General features: G+C 68.8%; 22 protein-coding genes. 5 read left to right on the top strand and 17 right to left on the bottom strand.

Annotated features, from left to right (window positions below):
- Positions 1–3 precede the first annotated feature (3 nt).
- The 7 genes from rpmF to ACFOYW_RS05150 are packed head-to-tail and all read right to left on the bottom strand — an operon-like array spanning position 4 to position 8,061.
- Positions 4–207, bottom strand: a complete 204-nt coding sequence (gene rpmF, locus ACFOYW_RS05180; protein WP_390227671.1) for a 50S ribosomal protein L32 — start codon at positions 205–207, stop codon at positions 4–6.
- Positions 208–209: 2 nt separating this feature from the next.
- Positions 210–770, bottom strand: coding sequence for a YceD family protein (locus ACFOYW_RS05175; protein WP_390227670.1), 561 nt, complete (start codon positions 768–770; stop codon positions 210–212).
- Positions 771–781: 11 nt separating this feature from the next.
- Positions 782–3,076, bottom strand: coding sequence for a transglutaminase family protein (locus ACFOYW_RS05170; RefSeq protein ID WP_390227669.1), 2,295 nt, complete (start codon positions 3,074–3,076; stop codon positions 782–784).
- The gene (locus tag ACFOYW_RS05165; protein ID WP_390227667.1) at positions 3,069–4,307 is read right to left on the bottom strand and encodes a DUF58 domain-containing protein; all 1,239 of its coding nucleotides are present in this window, start codon (positions 4,305–4,307) and stop codon (positions 3,069–3,071) included. The genes ACFOYW_RS05170 and ACFOYW_RS05165 overlap by 8 nt, the downstream gene beginning before the upstream one ends.
- Positions 4,308–4,314: 7 nt before the next feature.
- Complete coding sequence (locus ACFOYW_RS05160; protein WP_390227901.1) at positions 4,315–5,307, bottom strand: AAA family ATPase; 993 nt, start codon at positions 5,305–5,307, stop codon at positions 4,315–4,317.
- Positions 5,308–5,312: 5 nt separating this feature from the next.
- On the bottom strand, positions 5,313–5,798 hold the full coding sequence (coaD, locus tag ACFOYW_RS05155; RefSeq protein ID WP_390227665.1) for a pantetheine-phosphate adenylyltransferase: 486 nt from the start codon (positions 5,796–5,798) through the stop codon (positions 5,313–5,315).
- Between the two features lie 55 nt (positions 5,799–5,853).
- Positions 5,854–8,061 (bottom strand): ATP-dependent DNA helicase RecG, encoded by a 2,208-nt coding sequence (locus ACFOYW_RS05150; RefSeq protein WP_390227663.1) that lies wholly within the window; start codon positions 8,059–8,061, stop codon positions 5,854–5,856.
- A gap of 56 nt (positions 8,062–8,117) precedes the next feature.
- On the opposite strand from ACFOYW_RS05150, the gene rsmD reads away from it, so the two are divergent.
- Entirely contained in the window at positions 8,118–8,696 is a 579-nt protein-coding gene (gene rsmD, locus ACFOYW_RS05145) for a 16S rRNA (guanine(966)-N(2))-methyltransferase RsmD (RefSeq protein ID WP_390227662.1), read from the top strand.
- Here the strand turns inward: rsmD and thiL are convergent.
- A complete protein-coding gene (gene thiL, locus ACFOYW_RS05140; RefSeq protein WP_390227661.1) occupies positions 8,693–9,682 on the bottom strand; it encodes a thiamine-phosphate kinase in 990 nt (329 codons plus the stop codon). The two genes, rsmD and thiL, sit on opposite strands and share 4 nt — an antisense overlap.
- A gap of 28 nt (positions 9,683–9,710) precedes the next feature.
- On the opposite strand from thiL, the gene ACFOYW_RS05135 reads away from it, so the two are divergent.
- A complete protein-coding gene (locus tag ACFOYW_RS05135; protein WP_390227660.1) occupies positions 9,711–10,208 on the top strand; it encodes a DUF3515 family protein in 498 nt (165 codons plus the stop codon).
- A 10-nt stretch (positions 10,209–10,218) separates the two neighbouring features.
- On the opposite strand, the gene ACFOYW_RS05130 is transcribed toward ACFOYW_RS05135, so the two are convergent.
- From ACFOYW_RS05130 to ACFOYW_RS05100, 7 genes are all read right to left on the bottom strand, one after another.
- A complete protein-coding gene (locus ACFOYW_RS05130) occupies positions 10,219–11,307 on the bottom strand; it encodes a D-alanine--D-alanine ligase family protein (RefSeq protein ID WP_390227659.1) in 1,089 nt (362 codons plus the stop codon).
- Positions 11,204–12,334, bottom strand: a complete 1,131-nt coding sequence (locus tag ACFOYW_RS05125) for an NAD(P)H-dependent glycerol-3-phosphate dehydrogenase (RefSeq protein WP_390227658.1) — start codon at positions 12,332–12,334, stop codon at positions 11,204–11,206. Before ACFOYW_RS05125 ends, ACFOYW_RS05130 begins: the two co-directional genes overlap by 104 nt.
- The gene (locus ACFOYW_RS05120) at positions 12,324–13,073 is read right to left on the bottom strand and encodes a lysophospholipid acyltransferase family protein (protein ID WP_390227657.1); all 750 of its coding nucleotides are present in this window, start codon (positions 13,071–13,073) and stop codon (positions 12,324–12,326) included. The genes ACFOYW_RS05125 and ACFOYW_RS05120 overlap by 11 nt, the downstream gene beginning before the upstream one ends.
- Positions 13,074–13,075: 2 nt before the next feature.
- A complete protein-coding gene (gene murA / locus ACFOYW_RS05115; RefSeq protein WP_390227656.1) occupies positions 13,076–14,443 on the bottom strand; it encodes a UDP-N-acetylglucosamine 1-carboxyvinyltransferase in 1,368 nt (455 codons plus the stop codon).
- 25 nt (positions 14,444–14,468) lie between these two features.
- The gene (gene leuD / locus ACFOYW_RS05110) at positions 14,469–15,071 is read right to left on the bottom strand and encodes a 3-isopropylmalate dehydratase small subunit (protein ID WP_390227655.1); all 603 of its coding nucleotides are present in this window, start codon (positions 15,069–15,071) and stop codon (positions 14,469–14,471) included.
- Between the two features lie 3 nt (positions 15,072–15,074).
- On the bottom strand, positions 15,075–16,550 hold the full coding sequence (leuC, locus tag ACFOYW_RS05105; protein ID WP_390227654.1) for a 3-isopropylmalate dehydratase large subunit: 1,476 nt from the start codon (positions 16,548–16,550) through the stop codon (positions 15,075–15,077).
- A gap of 181 nt (positions 16,551–16,731) precedes the next feature.
- Entirely contained in the window at positions 16,732–17,736 is a 1,005-nt protein-coding gene (locus ACFOYW_RS05100) for a TerC/Alx family metal homeostasis membrane protein (protein WP_390227653.1), read from the bottom strand.
- A 199-nt stretch (positions 17,737–17,935) separates the two neighbouring features.
- Between ACFOYW_RS05100 and ACFOYW_RS05095 the strand changes: the two genes are divergently transcribed.
- Together ACFOYW_RS05095 and ACFOYW_RS05090 are read left to right on the top strand one after the other, a co-directional pair.
- Positions 17,936–18,628 (top strand): alpha/beta fold hydrolase, encoded by a 693-nt coding sequence (locus ACFOYW_RS05095; protein ID WP_390227652.1) that lies wholly within the window; start codon positions 17,936–17,938, stop codon positions 18,626–18,628.
- A gap of 70 nt (positions 18,629–18,698) precedes the next feature.
- Complete coding sequence (locus tag ACFOYW_RS05090; protein WP_390227651.1) at positions 18,699–19,211, top strand: GNAT family N-acetyltransferase; 513 nt, start codon at positions 18,699–18,701, stop codon at positions 19,209–19,211.
- 18 nt (positions 19,212–19,229) lie between these two features.
- On the opposite strand, the gene ACFOYW_RS05085 is transcribed toward ACFOYW_RS05090, so the two are convergent.
- Complete coding sequence (locus tag ACFOYW_RS05085; RefSeq protein WP_390227650.1) at positions 19,230–19,598, bottom strand: VOC family protein; 369 nt, start codon at positions 19,596–19,598, stop codon at positions 19,230–19,232.
- Positions 19,599–19,661: 63 nt separating this feature from the next.
- On the opposite strand from ACFOYW_RS05085, the gene ACFOYW_RS05080 reads away from it, so the two are divergent.
- Positions 19,662–20,147: a MarR family winged helix-turn-helix transcriptional regulator gene (locus ACFOYW_RS05080; protein ID WP_390227648.1), complete on the top strand. Its 486-nt coding sequence runs from the start codon at positions 19,662–19,664 to the stop codon at positions 20,145–20,147.
- A 58-nt stretch (positions 20,148–20,205) separates the two neighbouring features.
- Here the strand turns inward: ACFOYW_RS05080 and ACFOYW_RS05075 are convergent, their stop codons facing one another.
- Complete coding sequence (locus ACFOYW_RS05075) at positions 20,206–20,949, bottom strand: sugar phosphate isomerase/epimerase family protein (protein WP_390227647.1); 744 nt, start codon at positions 20,947–20,949, stop codon at positions 20,206–20,208.
- Between the last annotated feature and the right edge of the window lie 259 nt (positions 20,950–21,208).

Here is a 21,208-nt window from a genome sequence, read left to right as displayed (position 1 = left end):
CTATTACGCGTCGGCGACCTTGCGGCCCTTGTACTCGAGGTACAGCTCGGTGCCCTGCGAGTCGGTGACGACCTTCGCGCGGTGCGGAAGGCTGTAGGTCACGCGACCGCCCTCGACGGTCTTGACGAGGGTCGGGACCTCCGCCTTCCACTGCGAGCGACGGGCACGCGTGTTGGAGCGCGACTGCTTGCGCTTGGGAACAGCCATGACTATCTCTCTTCTGTGTCGGTGCCGGGGGCGCCGGCGTCGGTGTCTTCGAAAGCTCGGAACTCCGCAAGCGCAGCCCATCTCGGGTCTGTGATTTCTCGGGGCTCGCGCTCCGGGTGATCCGCCAACCGCTCGCCGGTCTCGGGGTCGAGACCAGGGCAGTCGGGGCGACACACCGGCTGGAACGGCAGTGCCAGCACCACCGAATCCCTGACCAGAGGTTCAAGATCCACGTGGTCATCGTGAACCTCAAAGTCGAAAGCTTCGTCCTTAGTGTACGCGAACACTTCCTGGAAATCGACTTGGACGCGCTCGGTGAGTTCCGTGAGGCACCGCACGCACTCGCCGTCAGCTGTCGTGTCGATGGTGCCCGACGCGAGGATGCCGTCGTGCAGCACCTCGAGCCGCAGGTCAAGGTGAAGGGGCGCGCCCTGCGGGACGGCGATCATGCCCGCCCCCATGCGCTCGGGCGCATCAACGTCGAGCGTCAGCTCCCTGCTCTGCCCCGGCTGGTGCATGAGGTCGTACACGGGAATCGAGTACGGGTTCTTGACGGCGGTCACAACCCTCGATATTACGACAGGCTGCGCGCAGAGCGTGTCGTGCGGTCCCGCGCCTGGAACAGCGAGACCGGGACGAACAGTGCGCGGAGCCTCGTGCCGATGCCCTTCGAGCGAGCGAGGGCACGCGTGACGCGCTGCGTCGCATCGGCCAGCTCGTAGCTGCGGTCGTGCGGTCGCGGCGGCCCGTACTCTGTGCGCTCGAGCTGTTCGAGGATGTCGTTCAGGTCGCGCTGGAGCGCAGCATCCGCACCCCAGCTCTCGCGTATTCGCTGGGCGAATGCGCGCGGCGTCTCCGCGACCGACGCGGCGAGGCCGAGATCGCGGGCAGTGTCGCGCACCTCGTCCCACGCGAGATGGGTCGGGCGACCGTCCTGACGGAGCCTGCCGATGCGGCCGCGCCGCCGCAGCTGCCGCACGACCAGAGGCACGACCAGGACCGCAAGGATCACGAGTGCCCCAAGACCCCCGGGGCCCCTGCTGTCGTCCTCGACAGCACCGACGCTGACCGGACTCGGAGCCTGCGCCAGCGGTGCGGCGCTCGGCGTGGCGACCGGTGCGACGGGCTGGGGCGCCGTCGTGCCGGGACTCGTCGCCGGGTCCGTTGTCGTGACAGTGGGCACCGTGTACGACGGCGCAGCTCCCTGGCTCACCGTCGGCTCGAAGTCGAGCCAGCCGAGCCCCGGGAAATACAGTTGCGGCCACGCGTGCAGATCGCTCGACTCGACCTGGTAGCTGAAGCTGTTCCCGCTCACCTGCTCGAGTGTTCCGGGCAGGTATCCGATCGCGACCCGGCTCGGAATGCCGAGTACCCGGGCCATGACCGCCATGGCCGTCGCGAAGTGCACACAGTACCCCTGCTTCTGCTGCAGGAACCGCGCGACGACCGCAAGGCTCGTCCCGTCGACGGAGTCCGGGGTGTTCGTCGAATACGTGAATCCGTTCAGCGAATCCTGGAAGTAGTTCTGCAACGCAACCGCCTCGTCGAACGGATTCGACGCACCGGCAGAGGCGACGACGTGCTGCGCCGTCTTCGTGATGATCGACGGCACATCAGGCGGCAGATAGAGATCGCGCTGCGCGTTCGCGGGCAGCTTCTGGCTTGGCTGTGCCGCGAGGATCGCGTCGACCTGCTCGAGCGTCGGTGTCAGATCGAGACTGGTCGTGGTGTACTTCTCACCCGACAGATCCGCGCGGGAGACATCGACCGTGTGGTCGACGGGCTCATACCGGGATGCGACGGCGTTGGTGCGTGCGAGCTGCACCGTAGGGTACGGGATCGGCAGCCACGGGCTGCTCAGGTTCTCGGCCCACAGCGTGGTCGTGTACGTCTTGGTCGGCACCCCGGATCTGGGGAGCCCCTGCGGCCAGCCGAGCTGCCCGCTATCGGGAACATCGGACTGCGTGCTCCCGCGGTGCCGCCAGACCGTGCCGTCGAAGGTGTCAAGGGTCGTGAGCTGCAGATACTCGGGCTCAGGGTTCGTCGTCGAATACCGGAGAACCGGAACCGGAACCGGCTCACGCAGGCTCTTCGACAGATCGATCAGCGGGTTCACCGAACTGCCGAGCGAGATCGCATTGCTCGAGTCCGAGCGCCACACCGCGCTGAATCCGGGGGCCGTCGCCGCGACGATGAGCGAGAGGACCACGACGGATGCCCCGACGCCGGCCGCGACGGCTCGACCACCGCGACTGCCGAGGCGCCGACGAGCGTCGCCGGCGAGCACGAGGAGCCACGCACCCGCACCCGCACCGAGCGCGAGCAGCGACAGGCCCGACGGCTGAAGCACCGCGCCGACCACGAACACCACCGCCATGGCGAGCGCCGTGGTGGCAGGCATCCGTATCGCCACCGCGAGCGCGTCGAGCACGATTGCGAGAGCCGCTCCGAACACCACGAACAGGAAGACCAGCTCGGGCAGTTCGCGCGCCGGAACGCCCTGCGACTGGATCGCATCGAACGCCGCACCGAACCGCACCTGGAACTCGGCGACCGAGCGGCTCGTGGGAATGAACCCGAGCACGCTCTGCTGGCGCGAGAACGCGAGCTGGATGACCACGACGAACACGACGACATTCGCGACCGTCGCCTGCCACGCGGCCAGACCGACCGTGCGCAGGGCCGCCGGAACAGCCAGGAACAGCGCGGCCGTGCCGATCAGCGCCCACCACCAGCCGATGCCCTGCATGAGCCCGACGAGCGCGATGCTCGCCGTGACGACCTCGAGCAGCAGCCCGCCGGCCAGCGGCCACGCGCCACGACGAAGAGCCCCGACACCGCGTGCGGCATCGCGCCGCCGGTCAAACATGACGACCCCCGACGAAGCCGGCCCGCGCGCGCCCGCGCTGGGCCTCCGCCGCGCGCGCCCATGCGGCCGGGGCGTCGACCCCGGCGTCCGCGTCGACGCACACCCAGCCGCCCGCCTCGAGCGATGCTCGAGCCGTGCGAGCCGTCGCCGACATCAGGAACGCGACAGCCGGGTCCGCGAACCGGCGCAGCGGCACGACGTCGCGCCACGACTCGGCCGGGGCATCCACGAGCACGAGGAACACCGGCGAGCCCCCGCCGCCGGCGCGCAGCGAGAGCGAGAGCCGCCCGGCATAGTCGCCGTCATTCTCACGGCCCTGTTCGAGAGCGGCGAGCTGCGCGAGCAGCACGTGGTCGCCGCCCGGGAGCTCGTACACGCCGCTCAACCGTCGCGGTCCCGTCTCATGCACGCCGACGAGGTAACCGAGTTCGAGCAGATGGGTGCAGATGGATGCCGTGAGCTCGACGGCGCGCTCGAAGTCGTCGGAGGCGGCGTCGTGCGTGTGCACGGTGTCGAGCAGCACCCACGCCTCGGGGTTGCTGCGCTGCTCCTCCTGCCGGACCATGAGCTTGCCCGTGCGCGCACTCGCCCGCCACTGCACCCGCCGGAGCGCATCGCCCGGCCGATAGTCACGCGGGATCACCTCGTCGGCGCTCGGGATCGAATGCCGCACGAGCTCGGGGTCGTGACCTTCCCCGCGCGCCTGCTCTGGGCCGCCGCGGCCGAGCGGAACAGCCCGAGGGGTGACGAGCAGCACCTTCGACTCCCCCACCGCGTAGCCGCAGCGCGCAAGCCCGAACGGGTCGCTGCGCTGCACCCTGAGCGGCCCGAGCAGGTACGCGCCACGGCGGCCGGCACGAGCGGTGTACCGCAGCGTGGCCGCATCGCCGGGGGCGAGAGACGGGAATGCGCGCGGCGCGATCGCGCCCACTTCGGCCGGTGCTGCGTCGAACCAGGAGAACGCGGGCGCGGGCCTGCTCGACTCGTTGCGCACCTCGAGGCGCACCTGCGCGCCGTCGCCCGCCGGAACCGAGTCGGGCGCGTAGCTGCGCCGCACCGTGAGCCAGGGCCGGTCGAAGGCGACCGCGAGCATCGCCGCAAGCGGCGTCAGCGTCAGCAGCAATCCGGCGAACAGCAGATCGACGCGCCCGAACCAGCCCGCTCCTGCCAGCGCGAGGACCCCGCACGCGCCGACGACCCATCCGCGCAGCGTGGGGACGGGTCGAGACATGACGCGATCAGCGCCCCGACGGGATCGGCGTCGCGTCGACGATGCGCTGCACGATCTCGGCGACGAGCGACGCCGCATCGTGCTGCTTGCCGAGCGCGCGACTCGTCGGCAGCAGGCGGTGCCCGAGCACCGGCACGGCGAGCGCGTCGATGTCGTCGGGCAGCACGAACTCGCGGCCCTCGATCGCTGCGCGCGCCTTGGCGGCGCGCACGAGCTGCAGCGTGGCGCGCGGGCTCGCCCCGAGCCGGATGTCCTGGTCGTCGCGAGTCGCCCGGGCGATGGCGACCGCGTACTGCTTCACCGCGGACGAGGTGAACACCGCGCGCACGCCCGCCATCAGCTGACCGAGCGTCGTCAGGTCGACGACGGGCTCAAGGGCATCGATCGGATTCGCCGTCTCGCGCGCCCCGAGCATCTCGATCTCGCTCGCCGCGTCGGGGTACCCCATCGCGATCCGTGCCATGAAGCGGTCGCGCTGGGCCTCGGGCAGCGCGTACGTGCCCTCCATCTCGACCGGGTTCTGGGTCGCGACCACGATGAAAGGGCTCGCGAGGCGATAGGTGTGGCCATCGACGGAGACCTGACGCTCCTCCATCGCCTCGAGCAGAGCCGACTGCGTCTTCGGGCTCGCGCGGTTGATCTCGTCGCCGATCACGATGTTCGCGAACACGGCGCCCGGCTTGAACTCGAACTCGCGCGTCGCCTGGTTGAAGACGCTCACACCGGTCACGTCGCTCGGCAGCAGATCGGGGGTGAACTGGATGCGCGTGACCGAGCCGTCGATCGCCTTGGCGAGCGACCGGGCGAGCATGGTCTTGCCGACCCCCGGAACGTCTTCGATGAGCAGGTGCCCTTCCGCGAGCAGCACTGTGAGCGCGGTCACGACCTGATCGTGCTTGCCGTCGATGACGTTCTCGATGCTCTCGACGATGCGCGTCGCCGTGTCGAACAGGGCGGGCGGCTCGATCGACTCGACCGGACCGGGAGCGGGCGACGGCATCGTGGTCATCGCGACGCCACCGCCTCGATCACCGCGCGTGGCACGTACGGCGTGACATCGCCGCCGAGGGTGATCACCTGTCGCACCAATGTGCTCGACACCTGGGCGTTCTCCGGCTTGGGCAGCATGAACACCGTCTCGACGCCCGCGAGGTGCTCGTTGACGATGGCCATAGGAGTCTCGTACACCAGATCGGTCTGCGACCGGAGCCCCTTGACCAAGGCGATCGCCCCTAATCGAATGCAGTAGTCGGCGAGCAGCCCGGAGCCGAACGAGTCGACGGTCACGGTGCCGGCGAACGCGGCATCCGCCACGGCCTTCTCGATCACCGCCACACGTTCCTCGGCCGTGAACAGACCGCCCGGCTTTTCGGGGTTGTGAACCACCACGACGCGCACCTCGTCGAACAACCTGGCCGCCCGTTCGATGACGTCGAGATGCCCGAGAGTGATCGGGTCGAACGAGCCTGGGACGACGGCGACTGCGTTCATAGGCTTTCAGCCTAATCGCGCCGACGTGACCGTGGGGGTGCGTTGTGAGCCGAACTCAGCCCTTCGAAAGGAATTGCCGCTCGCTTTCGTCGAGCCGCCGGGCGACCGCCTCTTTCAGCGGTGTGTGCAGGCGCAGAGTCGGATCGGCGTCGATGACGGGTGCCGCAGCCGCCCGGGCGTCGGCGATCAGGTCGCCGTCGATCGCCACGCGCAGAAGGCGGAGCGAGGAGCGGCCGCCGGACTGGCGCGCACCGAGCACGTCGCCCTCGCGGCGCAGTTCGAGGTCGACCTGCGCAAGTTCGAAACCGTCGAGCGTGTTCGCCACGGCTTCGACGCGGTCACGAGCCAACGAGTCCTGCGGAGCGTAGCTCACGAACAGGCAGACGCCGGGTACGTCGCCGCGGCCGACACGGCCGCGCAGCTGGTGCAGCTGGCTGACACCGAAGCGGTCGGCGTCGAGCACGATCATGGTCGACGCGTTGGGCACGTCGACACCGACCTCGATCACCGTGGTGGCGACGAGCAGCGCGAGCTCGCGGCGCCCGAACGCCACCATCACGGCGTCTTTCTCATCGGCGGACATGCGCCCATGGAGCACCCCCATCGGCACCCCCTCGAGCGCCGGGTTGTGCTGCAGCGATGCGAACACGTCGGCCACGTTGGCGCGAGGCGGTGCCGCAGCGGATTCCTCGCCCGCGGCGCCCTGCACCGTCTGCTCGTCGACCTCGGCGCCGCCGCTGTCTTCCACCTCGCGTGGACTGATCGCAGGGCAGACGACGTACACCTGGCGCCCCCTGTCGATCTCCTCCCTGGCGCGGCGCCACACGTTGTTGATCCAGTTCGGCTTCTCGGCGAGAGGCACGACGAAGCTCTCGATGCCCTGACGGCCGCTCGGCAACTGCCGGATCGTCGAGATGTCGAGGTCGCCGAACACCGTCATCGCGACCGTGCGCGGAATCGGGGTCGCCGTGAGCACGAGCAGGTGCGGCGTCGTCTTGCCCTTCGCACGCAGGGTCTCGCGCTGCTCGACGCCGAAGCGATGCTGCTCATCGACGACGACGAGCCCGAGGTCGAAGAACTCGACCGCATCGGCGAGCAGGGCGTGGGTGCCGACGACGATGCGCGCCTGCCCGGACACGATGCGCAGGAGCGCCTTCTTACGCTGCGCCGCGCTGAGCTGCCCGGTGAGCAGCGTCGGCATCAGCTCGGCCGACAGGTCGGGGCCGAGAGCGCGCACGATCGAGCGCAGGTGCTGGGCCGCGAGAACCTCGGTCGGTGCGAGGAGCGCCGACTGCCCGCCGGAATCGGCGACCGTCGCCATCGCCCGCACGGCGACCAGAGTCTTACCGCTGCCCACTTCGCCCTGGATGAGCCGATTCATCGGGATGTCGCGCGCCAGGTCGAATGCGATCTCGGCCCCGACGAGGCCCTGATCGGCCGTGAGCTCGAAAGGCAGCGCCTCGTCGAGACGCTCGGCGAAACCCCCGGGAAGGGCACGGCGGGGCACGGTGTGCGCCGTGCGGCTCACCGCACGCTGCTGCAGCAGTGCTGCCTGCAGAACGAACGCCTCATGGAACCGCAGGGTGTCGCGGGCCCGACGCCAGTCGGTGTCGGTGACCGGCGCGTGGATCAGCCGCAGGGCGTCGAAGAAGCCGAGCAGCCCGTGCTGGCGCCGCACCTCGTCGGGCAACGGGTCGAGCACATCGGCTTCGTCGAGCACCTCGAGTGTCTGCGTCACGGTCTTCTCGACCGTCCAGCTGGGAATGGACGCCGTCGCCGGGTACACCGGCACCGGCTCCATCGCCCACTGCTTCGCACGGTCTTCGTCGACCGCCGGATCGGGCATCGGGTCGTCGTCGTCGAAGAGCCGGATCTCGGGGTGGGTGAGCTGCGCCTCGCCCTTGAACCGCGAGACCTTGCCCGAGAACATGCCGCGCGCACCGCGCCGCAGCTGATTCTCGCGCCAGGGCTGATTGAAGAACGTGGCCGTCATCTCGCTGCGCCCGTCGCCGATCACGACGGTCTGGATCGTGCCGCGGCGCGTCTTGAACGACTTGCTCGTGACTCGCAGCACGGTCGCCACCACGGTCGCGACCTCGCCGTCGGGCAGCTCGTCGAGCGGGGTCGGCTCGCCGCGATGTGCATAGCGCCGCGGGTACTGCGCGAGCAGGTCGGCGACCGTCACGATGCCCCAGGCCTTCTGGAAGGCCGTCGCCGCGCGGCCGCCCACCACCGCGCTGAGCTTGCTGTCGAGGCCGACCATGCGTCCAGAGTAGAACACAGCTACGACATCATGGGGCAGACGCTAGCGTGTGAGCTATGACCCGCATCATCGCCGGCGCGGCGGGCCGCGTCACCCTCGCGGTGCCGAAGGCCGGAACGCGCCCGACGAGCGACCGCGTGCGAGAGGCACTGTTCTCGGCGCTCTCCGCCCGCGACGTCCTTACCGACGCCCGCGTGCTCGACCTCTACGCGGGGTCGGGTGCGCTCGGTCTCGAGGCACTGAGCCGCGGTGCGGCCTCCATCGTGCTGGTCGAGCGCAACGGCGGCGCATCCCGCGTCGCGCGGGCGAACGCGGGTCTCGTCCTGCGCGCACTCGGCGGTCGCCTGAACACCACGGAAGCGTCACCCGCCAGCGTCGTGACGAGCCCCGTCTCGTCCTATCTCGCGACCGCTCGTGGGCCGTTCGATCTCGTGTTCAGCGACCCGCCCTATGAACTGTCGGAAGACGAGACCGCCGCCGACCTCACGGCGCTCGTACCGCTGCTCGCACCGGGAGCTCTCGTCGTCGTCGAACGATCGTCGCGCTCCCCCGAGCCGCGCTGGCCCGAGGGGCTCGGTGCGCAGGCGCCGAAGAAGTACGGCGAGACCACGATCTGGTTCGCCGAGCGCGGCTAACTGAGGCGGCCGTCCCACTGGGCGTAGGGATCCCAGCCCCCCAGCTCGTCGAATACGCTGCCGGACACCAGCAGGCGACCGACACCGGGGGCGACAGCGCCGATCCGGAGGAAACCGTCGGGCAGCGGCACATCGGCCGGGAAGGTGGCGAGCAAGGAGTGGTCCTCACCGCCCCGCAGCTGGTCGTCGCCGAGGGCGTCGAACTCGATGTCGACGACGGATGCTCGCGCCAGGCGGCGAGCGTCGAGAGCCAAGCCGTCGCTCACGTCCATCATGGCCGTGGCCCCGGCATCCGCCGCCACCACACCGAGCGCGATCGGCGGCATGGGGCGCAGCTGACGCGCCACGGCGTGGGCATCCGTCCCTCTGGCCGCCTCGAGACCCGACTCGAACAGCAGCGCGATCCCGCGCGCGGCGACGCCGAGCTCTCCTGCGACGGCGACGACGTCGCCGGGCCGCGCGCCGGACCGCCGCACCGGTCGCCGGCCGTCGAGGTCACCGAACGCGGTCACGGCGATCGTGAAGACATCCGAGGTCGACAGATCGCCGCCGACGACGCCGCAGCCCGGGGCGAGCTCAGCGCACGCCAGCCGCAGACCGTCCGCCACGCCCTCGAGCACGTCGACCTGCGTGTCCTGCGGCGCCGCGATCGCGACGACGAGTGCGGTCGGGCGAGCGCCCATCGCCGCGACATCGGAGAGATTGGTCGCGGCGGCCTTCCAGCCGAGATCCGTCGGCGTGCTGAACTCCCACCGGAAGTCCGGCCCGTGCACGAGCATGTCGGTCGTCACGACGTAGCGGCCGTCCGGCGCTGCGAGCACGGCGGCATCGTCGCCGGGACCGAGGAGCGCAGCATCCGCCGCGGGCAGCCGCGGGAAGATCCGCGCGAGCACTGCCGCCTCGCCGAGCCCTGCGAGCGTCGTGCGCGCATCAGCGCTCTCCGCCGCCGTCGGGTGGTCCGATAGGGGCCGCTCAGCTTGCGCCATAACGACAACGCTAGCGTTGCTGATCGAGATGTCCCGCCTTCGTGTCACCCTCGCCGCCCTCGTGGCCGCCGCCCTCGTCGCCGTGCTCGCCGGGTGCACGCCCACCGTCGCCATGGACTCCGCCCCGCATGCCAACGACCCCCAGTGCGCATCGGTGACGGTCGAACTGCCCGACTCGGTGGCCGGCAAGAAAGAGGACCACACCAATGCTCAGGCGACCGGCGCATGGGGGAACCCCGTCGTCGTGCAGCTGCGCTGCGGTGTGGCCCCGCTGGGGCCCACGACCCAGCCGTGCGTCACGGTGAGCAGCGGCCAGGACTCGGTCGACTGGGTCCTCACGAACAACCCCGACTCGACGGTGCTCACCTACGTCACCTACGGCCGTACGCCCGCTGTCGAGGTGACCATTCAGCACGGCAAGGGCGGCGTCAGCGACGCCAACGTGCTGCCCGACCTCGCGCAGGCCGTCGCGACGATTCCGCAGTCAAAGGTGCACAAATGCGACGCGGCGGGCGACGCGCAATAGGCGTGCCAGCTCAGCCCTCGTCGAGTGCCAGCGAGATGAGCTCGTCGATGAGCGCCGGGTAGGCGAGCCCTGACGCCTCCCAGCACTTGGGGTACATCGAGATCGGCGTGAACCCCGGCATGGTGTTGATCTCATTGATGACCCAGCCTGCATCGGTCAAGAAGAAGTCGACGCGCGACAGGCCCTCCGCCCCGATCGCCTCGAAGGCGCGCACGGCGAGATCCTGCATCTCGGCGAGCTGCGCGTCGTCGAGTCGCGCAGGGCACTGCAGGTCGACGCCGTCGCCGCCCAGGTACTTGCCCTCGAAGTCGTAGAACTCGCGCCCGGTGAGCACGACCTCGCCGGCGACGGACGCCCGGGGGCGACGGCCGCCCGGGCTGCCGAGCACGGCGATCTCGATCTCGCGGCCGACCAGCGTCGGCTCGATCAGCGCGCGCGAGTCCTCGATGAGGGCCGCCTCGACGACCGCGGCGAGCTCCGAAGCATCCGTCGCCTTGCCGACACCGACGCTCGATCCCGCCCGCGCGGGCTTCACGAAGACCGGATAGCCGAGCGACTCGGCCGCGTCTTCAACAGCCTCACGGTCTTCAGCCCACTGGCGCCGCGACACGATCGACCAGGGCGCCACCGGCAGTCCCGCCGCGACGAACGCCGTCTTCATGTAGTGCTTGTCCATCCCGAGCGAGCTCGCGAGCACGCCCGACCCGACGAACGGCAGGTCGACCAGCTCGAGCATGCCCTGCACGGTGCCGTCCTCGCCCCACCTGCCGTGCAGGATCGGGAAGACGACGTCGACCTTCACCGCCCGCGACGACCCGTCAGGAGCGATGACGGTCAGCTCGCGTGAGCTCGCCTCCGCGGGCCAGAGCACGCGGCTGCCGTCATCGTGAACCTCGGGCATGCGCCCGTCGCCCATGAAGTAGTCGGCGGGGTCCGTCGAGCCGAGAACGTAGCCGCCGGCGCGGGTGATGCCGATCGGCAGAATGTCGTACTTCTCAGGGTCGAGGGCCCCGATCACCCCGCCCGCGGTCGCGACCGACACCGAATGCTCGCTCGAACGCCCACCGAAAAGCAGTGCCAGTGCGAGCTTGCGCGTCATGCGAGTTCCTTTCGCCCGTGGGCTCGTCGTCGGTGGTGAGGTGGGGAGCCATGTCCCGCGGCTTGAGCGTACCGGCCAGGACGCGAGAAACCTGCTCGACGATCGGCATCTGCACGTCCCGCGCGTGAGCAAGAGCGAGAACCGGGTCGACGGATGCGAGGCCCTCGGCCGTCTGATCCATCTGCCGCACGACCTCGTGCAGCGCGTAGCCCTGCCCGAGCAGCCGGCCGGCGGTGTTGTTCCGCGACAGCGGCGACTGGCACGTCGCGATCAGATCGCCCAGGCCGGCGAGCCCCGACAGCGTGTCACGCTGAGCGCCGTATGCCACCGCGAAATCGGTCATCTCGACGAGCCCGCGCGTGATGATCGACGCCTTCGTGTTCTCGCCATAGCCCACACCGTCGACGATGCCGATCGCGACCGCGATCAGGTTCTTGAGCACCCCGCCGAACTCGGTGCCGATCACATCGTTGTTGACGAAGGAGCGGAAGTAGCCGTTCGTCGCAGCCAGCGCGACCTCGTGAGCCGTCTCGAGGCTCGATGAGGCGACGACCGCGGCCGTGGGCTGCTCCTTCGCGATCTCGAGCGCGAGATTCGGGCCGGAAGCCACTGCAATGCGATCGAGGTCGATCTCGAGCACGTCGGCGATGACCTCGGTCATGCGCTCGTTCGTGCTCTTCTCGATGCCCTTCATCAGACTCACGACAGGCACGCCCGCGGGCAAAAGCGGCTTCAGCGCGCGCAGATTGTCGCGCAGCGCCTGGCTCGGCACCGCCACGTACAGCTGCTCAGCGCCGCGCAGGGAGTCCCGCAGGCTGCTGGTTGCGGTGATCGTGGGCGGCAGGTTGACGCCGCGCAGGTACTGCGTGTTGCGGTGCGTCTCGCGAAGCTCCCTCGCGACCTCGGGCCGCCGCGCCCAGATGGTGACCTCGGCACCGCCGTCGGCGAGCACCTTCGAGAACACCGTGCCCCAGCTGCCCGCCCCCAGCACCGTGACGCGCTTATGGGGCTGCTTCTTAGGGCTCAATGCGGCCGGTCTCGCTCTGCCCGTGCAGGGACGGGTCCCAGCGATGCGCCGGGGCCTTGTCGCCGCGCAGCTTCTCCAGCTCGGCCGTGATCGCGCCCATGATCTTCTCCGTCGCGTCGGCGAGCAGGTGCTGGTCGATCGGCTTGCCCTCGAACTCGGAGAGGTCGACCGGCTTGCCGATGGCGAAATCGATCGGATGCCTGCGCAGCAGATTGATCTTCTTGGCGTAGCGCCCCATCAGCGCCTGGGTCCCCCAGTGCGCCACAGGGATCACCGGAATGCCCTGCTCCAGCGCGATGCGCGCGGCACCGTTCTTGCCGCGCATCGGCCACATGTCGGGGTCGCGCGTGAGCGTGCCCTCCGGGTAGACGACCACGATGCGCTCGGCGCGCGCGATCTCGCGCGCCGCCGCGAGCGGCGACGGGCCCTTCGCCGCGGCCGAGCCGGCGCGCTCGACCGGGACCTGACCGCTGCGACGCAGGAACCAGCCGACCACCGGAATCTTGAACAGGCTCGCCTTGGTGAGGAACCGCGGGATCCGGCCGAGGCGATAGAGCATCATGCCGACGATCACCGGGTCGATCTCGCTGTAGTGATTCGGCGCGATGACGAATGCGCCGCGCTCAGGAATCCGCTCGGGGTGAGCGACGCGGAATTTCACGCTGCCGCCGAGCAGACCGAAGCAGACCCACGCCATCAGCCAGAAGATCGAAGGCCGACGGGTCTCTTTCAGAGCCACCCCTAGGCCTCGAGCACGAAGTCCGCACCGAGCGCGCGCAGCTTGGCGATGAAGTTCTCGTAGCCGCGCGCGATGATGCCGACGTTGCTCACGGTCGAGCTGCCCTCAGCCGAGAGCGCCGCGATCAGGTGGCTGAAGCCGCCGCGCAGGTCGGGTACGACCACGTCGGCCGCGTGAAGGTCCGTCGGCCCGACGATGACCGCGGAGTGGTTGAAGTTGCGCTGGCCGAAGCGGCACTCCGCCCCGCCAAGGCACTCGCGGTGCAACTGGATGTGCGCGCCCATGTCGACGAGGGCATCGGTGAAGCCGAATCGCTGTTCATACACAGTCTCGTGCACGATCGACACGCCTTCGGCCTTCGTGAGCGCAACCACGAGCGGCTGCTGCCAGTCGGTCATGAAGCCGGGGTGCACGTCGGTCTCGATGATGACCGGCTTGAGCTTGCCGCCCGGGTGGTAGAAGCGGATGCCGTTGTCGTTGATCTCGAACGCGCCACCGACCTTGCGGAAGACGTTGAGGAACGTCAGCATCTCCGACTGGCGTGCGCCGCCGACGAAGATGTCGCCCTCGGTCGCGAGCGCGGCAGCGGCCCAGCTGGCGGCCTCGTTGCGGTCGAACAGGGCGGTGTGGCTGAAGCCCTCGAGACGCTCGACACCCTCGATGCGGATGACCCGGTCAGTGTCGACCGAGATGATCGCCCCCATCTTCTGGAGGATGTTGATCAGGTCCATGATCTCGGGCTCGACGGCAGCCCCGCGCAGCTCGGTCGTGCCCTCGGCACGCACCGCCGTGAGGAGCACCTGCTCAGTCGCCCCGACGCTCGGGTACGGCAGCTCAATCTTCGCGCCCTTGAGGCCGTTCGGGGCAGTGAGGCGGATGCCCTGCGGCTGCTTGTCGACGACCGCGCCGAAGCGGCGCAGGCCCTCGAGGTGGAAATCGATCGGACGGTCGCCGATGCGGCAGCCGCCGAGATCGGGGATGAACGCCTCGCCGAGACGGTGGAGCAGCGGGCCGCAGAACAGGATCGGAATCCGGCTCGAGCCGGCGTACGCGTCGATCACCTCGAAGTGCGCGCTCTCGACGTTCGACGGGTCGAGGAGGATCGTGTCCGCCCCGACGCTCGTCACCTTGACGCCGTGGACCTCGAGTAGTCCCTTCACGACGCGGACGTCGCTGATTTCGGGGACGCTGCGCAGCTCGCTCGGAGTCTCACCGAGAAGCGAGGCCACCATCGCCTTGGTGACGAGGTTCTTGGCACCCTTGAGCTCAATGCGGCCCTTGAGCGGACGGCCACCGCGGACGGTGATCCGTTCGGCGGTGAGGCCGACGCTGGCGCCTGCGGCCTGTGCGTCTTCGACGAGAGTATTCACGTGGCTCCCTGGTTGTTTGTTGGCCCTACTGGGCTCTCGCGGGAAGGGTCTTGGGAAGCCACCCGGCACGGCGAGCTTCGAAATCGGTGACTGCCGACTCGTTGCGGAGGGTCAGACCGATGTCGTCGAGCCCCTCCATCAGACGCCAGCGAGTGTAATCGTCGATGTCGAAGGCGACGGTCAGGTCGCCCGCGAGCACCTCGCGTGTCTCGAGATTCACCGTCAGCTCGGCGCCCTCGTTCGCCTCGATGTACGCCCACAGCTTTTCGATGTCGGACTCGGCGACGACGCCCGTCAGCAGCCCCTGCTTGCCCGAGTTGCCGCGGAAGATGTCACCGAAGCGAGGGGCGAGCACGACCTTGAAGCCCCAGTCGCGCAACGCCCAGACGGCGTGCTCGCGCGAGGAGCCCGTGCCGAAATCGGGGCCGGCGACCAGGATCTGAGCGTTCTGGTACTGAGGCTGGTTGATCACGAAGTCGGGGTTCTGACGCCACGCGTAGAACAGCGCGTCGTCGAAACCGGTCTTGGTGACTCGCTTGAGGAAGACCGCGGGGATGATCTGGTCGGTGTCGACGTTGGAGCGCTTGAGCGGCGCCGCGACGGCGGTCAGAGTTGCGAACTTGTCCATGGCTCAGGCACCCACCGTCGCGTCGTCGGAAACCGGGCTGCCGGCATCCGTCTGGTCGAGATCCCACGGACTCGACAACGTGCCGCGAATCGCGGTCGCCGCCGCGACGACAGGCGAGACCAGGTGTGTGCGGCCGCCCTTGCCCTGCCTGCCCTCGAAGTTGCGGTTGCTCGTCGAGGCGCACCGCTCGCCGGGGGCGAGCTGGTCCGGGTTCATTCCGAGGCACATCGAACAGCCGGCGAAGCGCCACTCGGCGCCGAACTCCTCGAAGACCTTGTCGAGGCCCTCGGCCTCGGCCTCGATACGCACGCGGGCCGAGCCGGGCACGACCATGACGCGCACGCCGTCGGCCTTCTTCTTGCCCTTGACGACCGACGCGAAGGCGCGCAGGTCCTCGATCCGGCTGTTGGTGCACGAGCCCATGAAGACAGCGTCGACCCGGATGTCTTTCAGCGGGGTTCCCGCAGCGAGATCCATGTACTCGAGCGCACGCTCGGCGTTGGCCCGTGCGTTCGGGTCGGCGATCGTCGTGGGATCCGGAACCGACCCGGACAGCGAAACACCCTGCCCCGGGTTCGTGCCCCACGTGACGAACGGCTCGAGCGCATCGGCGTCGATGTCCACCTCGGCGTCGAAGACGGCGCCGTCGTCGGTGGGCAGCGTCTTCCAGTACTCGACCGCCGCGTCCCACTCAGCGCCTCGCGGCGCGTGCGGGCGCCCTTCGAGGTACGCGAACGTCGTCTCGTCGGGCGCGACCATACCGGCGCGCGCGCCCGCCTCGATCGACATGTTGCAGATGGTCATGCGCCCCTCCATGGAGAGGGAGCGGATTGCGCTGCCGCGGTATTCCAGCACGTAGCCCTGGCCGCCGCCGGTACCGATCTTCGCGATCACCGCGAGGATGATGTCTTTCGCCGTGACACCGGGGCGCAGTGCGCCCTCGACGTTGATCGCCATGGTCTTGAACGGCTTGAGCGGCAGAGTCTGCGTCGCGAGCACGTGCTCGACCTCGCTCGTGCCGATTCCGAAGGCCATCGCGCCGAACGCACCATGGGTCGATGTGTGGCTGTCACCGCAGACCACGGTGACGCCCGGCATCGTGAGGCCGAGCTGCGGGCCGACGACGTGCACGATGCCCTGCTCGAGATCGCCGAGCGAGTGCAGGCGAATGCCGAACTCTTCCGCGTTCTTGCGGAGGGTCTCGATCTGAGTGCGGCTCGTGAGATCGGCGATCGGCTGGTCGATGCCGATGGTCGGGGTGTTGTGATCTTCGGTCGCGATCGTGAGGTCGGGGCGGCGCACGGGTCGCCCCGCCTGGCGCAGGCCGTCGAACGCCTGGGGGCTCGTGACCTCGTGCACGAGGTGCAGGTCGATGTAGATCAGGTCGGGCTGACCGTCCTCGCCCTTGACGACGAGGTGATCGTTCCAGACCTTCTCAGCCAGCGTGCGCGCCGATGCGTGCTGGAGGGTGTCGGTCATTGCTCTTTACTCCTTGATTCCTGCGGGTTCAGCCCAACACGAGACTCCGCGACGGGGAAGGCCAGAGAAGAAACTAGGCCCCGTCGCGGCAGGTAAGGAGGAGGCGCTCGCACGCGCCTGCTCGTGCGCCGCCGAAGGGGCGGCGCTCAAGAGTCTGAGCAGCCGACATGTTGTGAGGCTATCACCCTCGTTCGCGCGTCAGCCGCAGGCGGACGAGGCTCGCGACCGTGGCGAGAGCCATCGTCACGACGATGACGGCGAGCGAGGTCAGCGTTGAGAACTCCGGCGCCCACTCGACGGCGTGGCCGCCGTTGATGAACGGCACCTCGTTCTGATGCAGTGCCTCGGCCACCAGTTTGATGCCGATGAACGCGAGGATCACGGCGATGCCGTACTTGAGGTATTCGAGCTTCTCAAGCAGGTGACCGAGCAGGAAGTAGAGCTGCCGAAGACCCATGAGCGCGAACACGTTGGCCGAGAACACGAGGAACGGGCTGCGTGTGATGCCGAAGATCGCGGGGATCGAGTCGAGGGCGAAGAGCAGATCGGTTGTTCCGAGCGACACGAACACGAGGAGCATCGGAGTGAACACGCGGCGGCCGTCGACGGTAGTGCGCAGCTTGTTGCGCTCGTAGACGTTGCCGATTCGCAGGCGGTGCTTGAGGTAGCGGATGACGGGGCCGCCGGCATCCGATTCATCGCCGCTCCCCGCGCTGCCTCCCTCCTCTTTATTGAGCGCTTGCCGGATCGCCGTGTAGAGCAGGAAGGCGCCGAAGAGGTAGAAGATCCAGCTGAAGGTGGCGATGAGTCCTGCGCCGAGCACGATGAAGACGCCGCGGAAGATCAGCGCGAGGATGATGCCGACCATCAGGGCTTCCTGCTGGTACTTGGGCGGAACCGCGAACCGCCCCATGATCAGCACGAAGACGAAGAGATTGTCGATCGACAGCGAGTACTCGGTCAGCCATCCGGCGATGAATTGGCCGGCCGGGTCTCCCCCGCCGACGAAGTGCAGCGCGGCGGCGAAGAGCAGGGCGAGGACCACGTAGAACGCGATCCACAGGCCGCTCTCGCGCGGGCTCGGCACATGCGGGCGCAGATAGGCGAGCGTGAGATCGCCGGCGAGGATCAGGATGAGCACGCCGTACGAGGTGAACTCGAACCAGAGCGGGATGTCGGGACTCACGGTCGCCTTTCGGGGTCGTTGAAACGGCTCCGAAAGTCTCTCCCGCACCGATGGTGCCGCCGCGCCCGGAGTGGCTGCCCGCGTGGGCACCGACCCGTGATGACGATCGCGACGTCGTGGGATACTCCCCTTCGACCCGCTCAGACTATCGCGCCGTGAGGCCCGCTCGGATGTCGGTGGTGAGATCTACCGTTGGCGCATGGACGTCATCATGCTTCCGGGGTACTGGCTTCGTGGCACTTCGTGGGACGAGGTCGAGCCGATCATCGCAACCGCGGGCCACGTTCCGCATCCGTTGACCCTTCCGGGGCTCGACCCTGACGCGAAGGTCGCCGACACGAGCCTGCAGACTCAGATCGATGCGGTGGTCGCGGCGATCGACGGCTTCGCCAAGCCAGTCGTGCTGGTGGCCCATTCGGGCGCGAGCGTCGCTGCGAACGGTGCAGTCGACGCGCGGCCCGACAAAGTGAGCCGGGTCGTCTATGTCGACACGCTGCCGATGCCCGAGCGGGGCGTGAGCGAGTCGGAATATCCCGCCGACGGCGACGCAGTGCCGCTGCCCGACTTCGGCCTCTTCGACGAACGTGAGCTGAAAGACCTGACGCCCGAGCAGTTCGAACGCTTCCGCTCACTCGCCGCACCCGAGCCGCTCGGCGTGGTCACCGCGCCGATCGAGCTCCACGACGCGCGTCGGCACGAGGTTCCGATCACCATGATCTGCACCTCGATGCCGTCGAGCGTGGCGAAGGGGTTCATCGAGCAGCACCACCCGTGGGTGTCGGAGCTCGAGCAGTTCCGAGAAATCTCGTGGGTCGACATCGACACGGGTCACTGGCCACAGTTCACCCGACCTCGCGAGCTCGGCGATGCTATCGTCGCGGCACTCGCCTGATCCATCGAGGGCCCCGCTCCGGTGAGCCGGCGAGTGCCGCTTGCGCGGCGTGATCGGTAGTGTGCTGGCCGTGCCTGATTCCCCGGTGGTGACCCTTCGCGCCCGCAGTGACTCCGACGCGGACGTGCTGTTCTCTCTCGCCGCCGACCTCACGACGTGGGAGGAGCGCGGCCCGGACTTTCCGGCTCCGCTGACGCGCGCCGCCTACGACGCGCGGCTCGCCGCCGAATCGGAGACGGCAGGGCCAAGCATCCGTTTCGTCATCGAGGTCGACGGCGCTCCCGTGGGCAGCGCCGGTCTCTTCAATGTCGACCACCTGGCTCGCCATGCCGAGGTCGGGATCGCGCTGGTCGCCGACGCGCGCGGCCGAGGGATCGGCACGACAGCGCTCTCCCAGATCGTCGACTTCGCGTTCGTGCGCTGCAATCTGCGGCGCGTGCATCTCGAGGTGATCTCGTCGAACGTCGGTGCCGTGCGCGCGTACGAGAAGGCCGGATTCGTGGTCGAAGGGCGCCTGCGTGAACACGCCTGGGTTCGCGGCCACTACGAGGACATCATCTTGATGGGGCTGCTGCGCTCCTGAGCTGCCCCGCCCTGCGCCTCAGGCGCGGTCGTGCAGAGTGATCTGGTAGCCGTCGGGGTCCGCGAAGGTGAAGGTGCGCCCGAACGGGCCGTCGATCGGCGCCGCGACGATGGTGTGGCCGTCGGCGACGAGCGCGTCGTGAATGGCCTGTACGTCGGTGGCGTGAAGCCAGATCGCCGCTCCGATGCCGGGTTGCGATACGGACGCGAGGTCGGTGCCGGGAACGATGTCGCGCAACGCGAAGGCGATCGGCTTCGTCTCGAAGACGACGGCGTGCGGCGGGCCGGCCTGCGACCGGACGAGGCCGAGGTAGTGCTCGTAGAACGCCTGAGATGCGTCGAGATCGCGTACTTGCAGTGAGATGAAGTCAGGGCCGGTGACGGGCATGATGGCGCCTCTTTCTGTCGTGTCAGTTCTCTGACATAGCTCACCGTATGTCAGAATCCTGACATGCGTCAAGACGGAGTTCACCTCGACAGCTCACTGGGGTACCTGCTCAAGGAGGCGTCGAGCACCCTTCACGCGGCAATGGAAGCCGTGCTGCGCCCGCTCGGGATGACGATCACGCACTACTCGTGCCTCGAGCTGCTCGCACAGCGACCCGGCCTCTCCAACTCCGAGCTCGCGCGGGGCACCTTCGTCACCCGTCAATCGATGAACGTGCTGCTGCAGGCCCTCGAGCGCGACGGCTACGTCACCCGACCGGCCGAGGAGCGCGTCGGCAAGGTGCTGCCCGCGCGCCTCACGCCACGAGGGCGCCGCAGCCTGGAGGAAGCGACGGTGGCCGTCCGCGCCGTCGAGATCAGGATGCTGAGCGGCATGACCCCGGACGAGCAGTCCGTCGCCTACACCGCTTTGCAGAGCATGATCCGCTCGCTCCGCACCGGCCAAGGCGACGGCGACGGTGAGGGTGACGGCTTCATTCCGCCATCGTGAGCGCGAGCGCGATCCTGCGGCGGGGCGGCTTCGATCTCGACCGATACGAGCCCACGTCTCAGAGCACGGCCAGCGCCGCGTCACGCGCCTCGTCGAGCACCTGAGGTACGGGCATCCGTCGCAGTTCGTCGCTCATCAGCTCGAGCCCCCACGGGCCGTCGAAGCCGAGCTTGCGCACCTCGGCGACGAAGCTGCGCACGTCGAACGCGCCCTTGCCCGGCAGCAGGCGGTGGTCGAAGGTGTCCTCAAAGATCGAACCGATCGGAACAGGCAGCCCATCGCTGAGCTCCACGGCGACAATGTCCTGCGGCCGCACCAGCTCGGGCAACGTCGTGTAATCGAGCCCCACCCGGAACAGGTGCCAGATGTCGAGCATCATGCCGACTGCCGGGTGATCGAGTTCGGCGACCAGGCCGAAGGTGCGCGGATAATCGGCAAGAGCCGAGTCGGCTCCCGGTTCCAGCGCGATGCGAGTGCCGCAAGCGGATGCCTCGTCGCCGAGTCGCTGCAGTTCGGTCAGAACCGTATCCGTGTCAGCCGGCGCGTCCGCTGCACCGCCGCCGAGCTTGATGTGGTGCGCCCCGAGCGACTCGGCCGCATCGAGCAGCGCGGCTCGGTCCCGGTCCGAATCGCTTCGCGCGGGGCCGGCCGGTGCGAACCAGTCGCCGAGGAACTCGACTTCGGTGCGAGTCAGGCCCGCCTCGGCGATGAGCTCGCGCAGACCGCCGTAGCCGATCGTCTTGCGCGCGGCGAGCAGATCGGGCAGCCCGATGCCGATTCCGGTGAAACCCGATGCAGCCACCGCCCGCACCCGTTCGTCGATTGGCACGGGGCTCTCAGCAGCCGTTCGGCCGGGGCGGACATTCCCTGCGTGAGTCCAGCAGGTGGCGTGCAGCTCGGGTCCGCTCATGCTCCCATCATGCCGTCACGGATGCGGCACGGCACTGCTCGCCGCCTTCGCCACAACGTCGCCGAGCGGCCCTGTCGTAGCGAACCGTCACACCCGCGGCATGCCCCGACGGGTCGACGGGCCGTCGGTCCACGCTGTGGGCGTTGATAGC

Source organism: Gryllotalpicola reticulitermitis, assembly GCF_042651345.1.
GTDB classification, from domain to species: Bacteria; Actinomycetota; Actinomycetes; order Actinomycetales; family Microbacteriaceae; genus Gryllotalpicola; species Gryllotalpicola reticulitermitis.
The sequence above is the reverse complement of the archived record's forward strand: the minus strand, read 5'-3'. Positions and strand labels throughout refer to the sequence as shown.

Bases quoted from the DNA above. Each gene is read 5' to 3' on its own strand.
- rpmF (WP_390227671.1), bottom strand. From the start codon at position 207: ATGGCTGTTCCCAAGCGCAAGCAGTCGCGCTCCAACACGCGTGCCCGT.
- ACFOYW_RS05170 (WP_390227669.1), bottom strand. From the start codon at position 3,076: ATGTTTGACCGGCGGCGCGATGCCGCACGCGGTGTCGGGGCTCTTCGT.
- ACFOYW_RS05165 (WP_390227667.1), bottom strand. From the start codon at position 4,307: ATGTCTCGACCCGTCCCCACGCTGCGCGGATGGGTCGTCGGCGCGTGC.
- ACFOYW_RS05160 (WP_390227901.1), bottom strand. From the start codon at position 5,307: ATGCCGTCGCCCGCTCCCGGTCCGGTCGAGTCGATCGAGCCGCCCGCC.
- coaD (WP_390227665.1), bottom strand. From the start codon at position 5,798: ATGAACGCAGTCGCCGTCGTCCCAGGCTCGTTCGACCCGATCACTCTC.
- ACFOYW_RS05150 (WP_390227663.1), bottom strand. From the start codon at position 8,061: ATGGTCGGCCTCGACAGCAAGCTCAGCGCGGTGGTGGGCGGCCGCGCG.
- rsmD (WP_390227662.1), top strand. From the start codon at position 8,118: ATGACCCGCATCATCGCCGGCGCGGCGGGCCGCGTCACCCTCGCGGTG.
- thiL (WP_390227661.1), bottom strand. From the start codon at position 9,682: ATGGCGCAAGCTGAGCGGCCCCTATCGGACCACCCGACGGCGGCGGAG.
- ACFOYW_RS05135 (WP_390227660.1), top strand. From the start codon at position 9,711: ATGTCCCGCCTTCGTGTCACCCTCGCCGCCCTCGTGGCCGCCGCCCTC.
- ACFOYW_RS05130 (WP_390227659.1), bottom strand. From the start codon at position 11,307: ATGACGCGCAAGCTCGCACTGGCACTGCTTTTCGGTGGGCGTTCGAGC.
- leuD (WP_390227655.1), bottom strand. From the start codon at position 15,071: ATGGACAAGTTCGCAACTCTGACCGCCGTCGCGGCGCCGCTCAAGCGC.
- leuC (WP_390227654.1), bottom strand. From the start codon at position 16,550: ATGACCGACACCCTCCAGCACGCATCGGCGCGCACGCTGGCTGAGAAG.
- ACFOYW_RS05095 (WP_390227652.1), top strand. From the start codon at position 17,936: ATGGACGTCATCATGCTTCCGGGGTACTGGCTTCGTGGCACTTCGTGG.
- ACFOYW_RS05085 (WP_390227650.1), bottom strand. From the start codon at position 19,598: ATGCCCGTCACCGGCCCTGACTTCATCTCACTGCAAGTACGCGATCTC.
- ACFOYW_RS05080 (WP_390227648.1), top strand. From the start codon at position 19,662: ATGCGTCAAGACGGAGTTCACCTCGACAGCTCACTGGGGTACCTGCTC.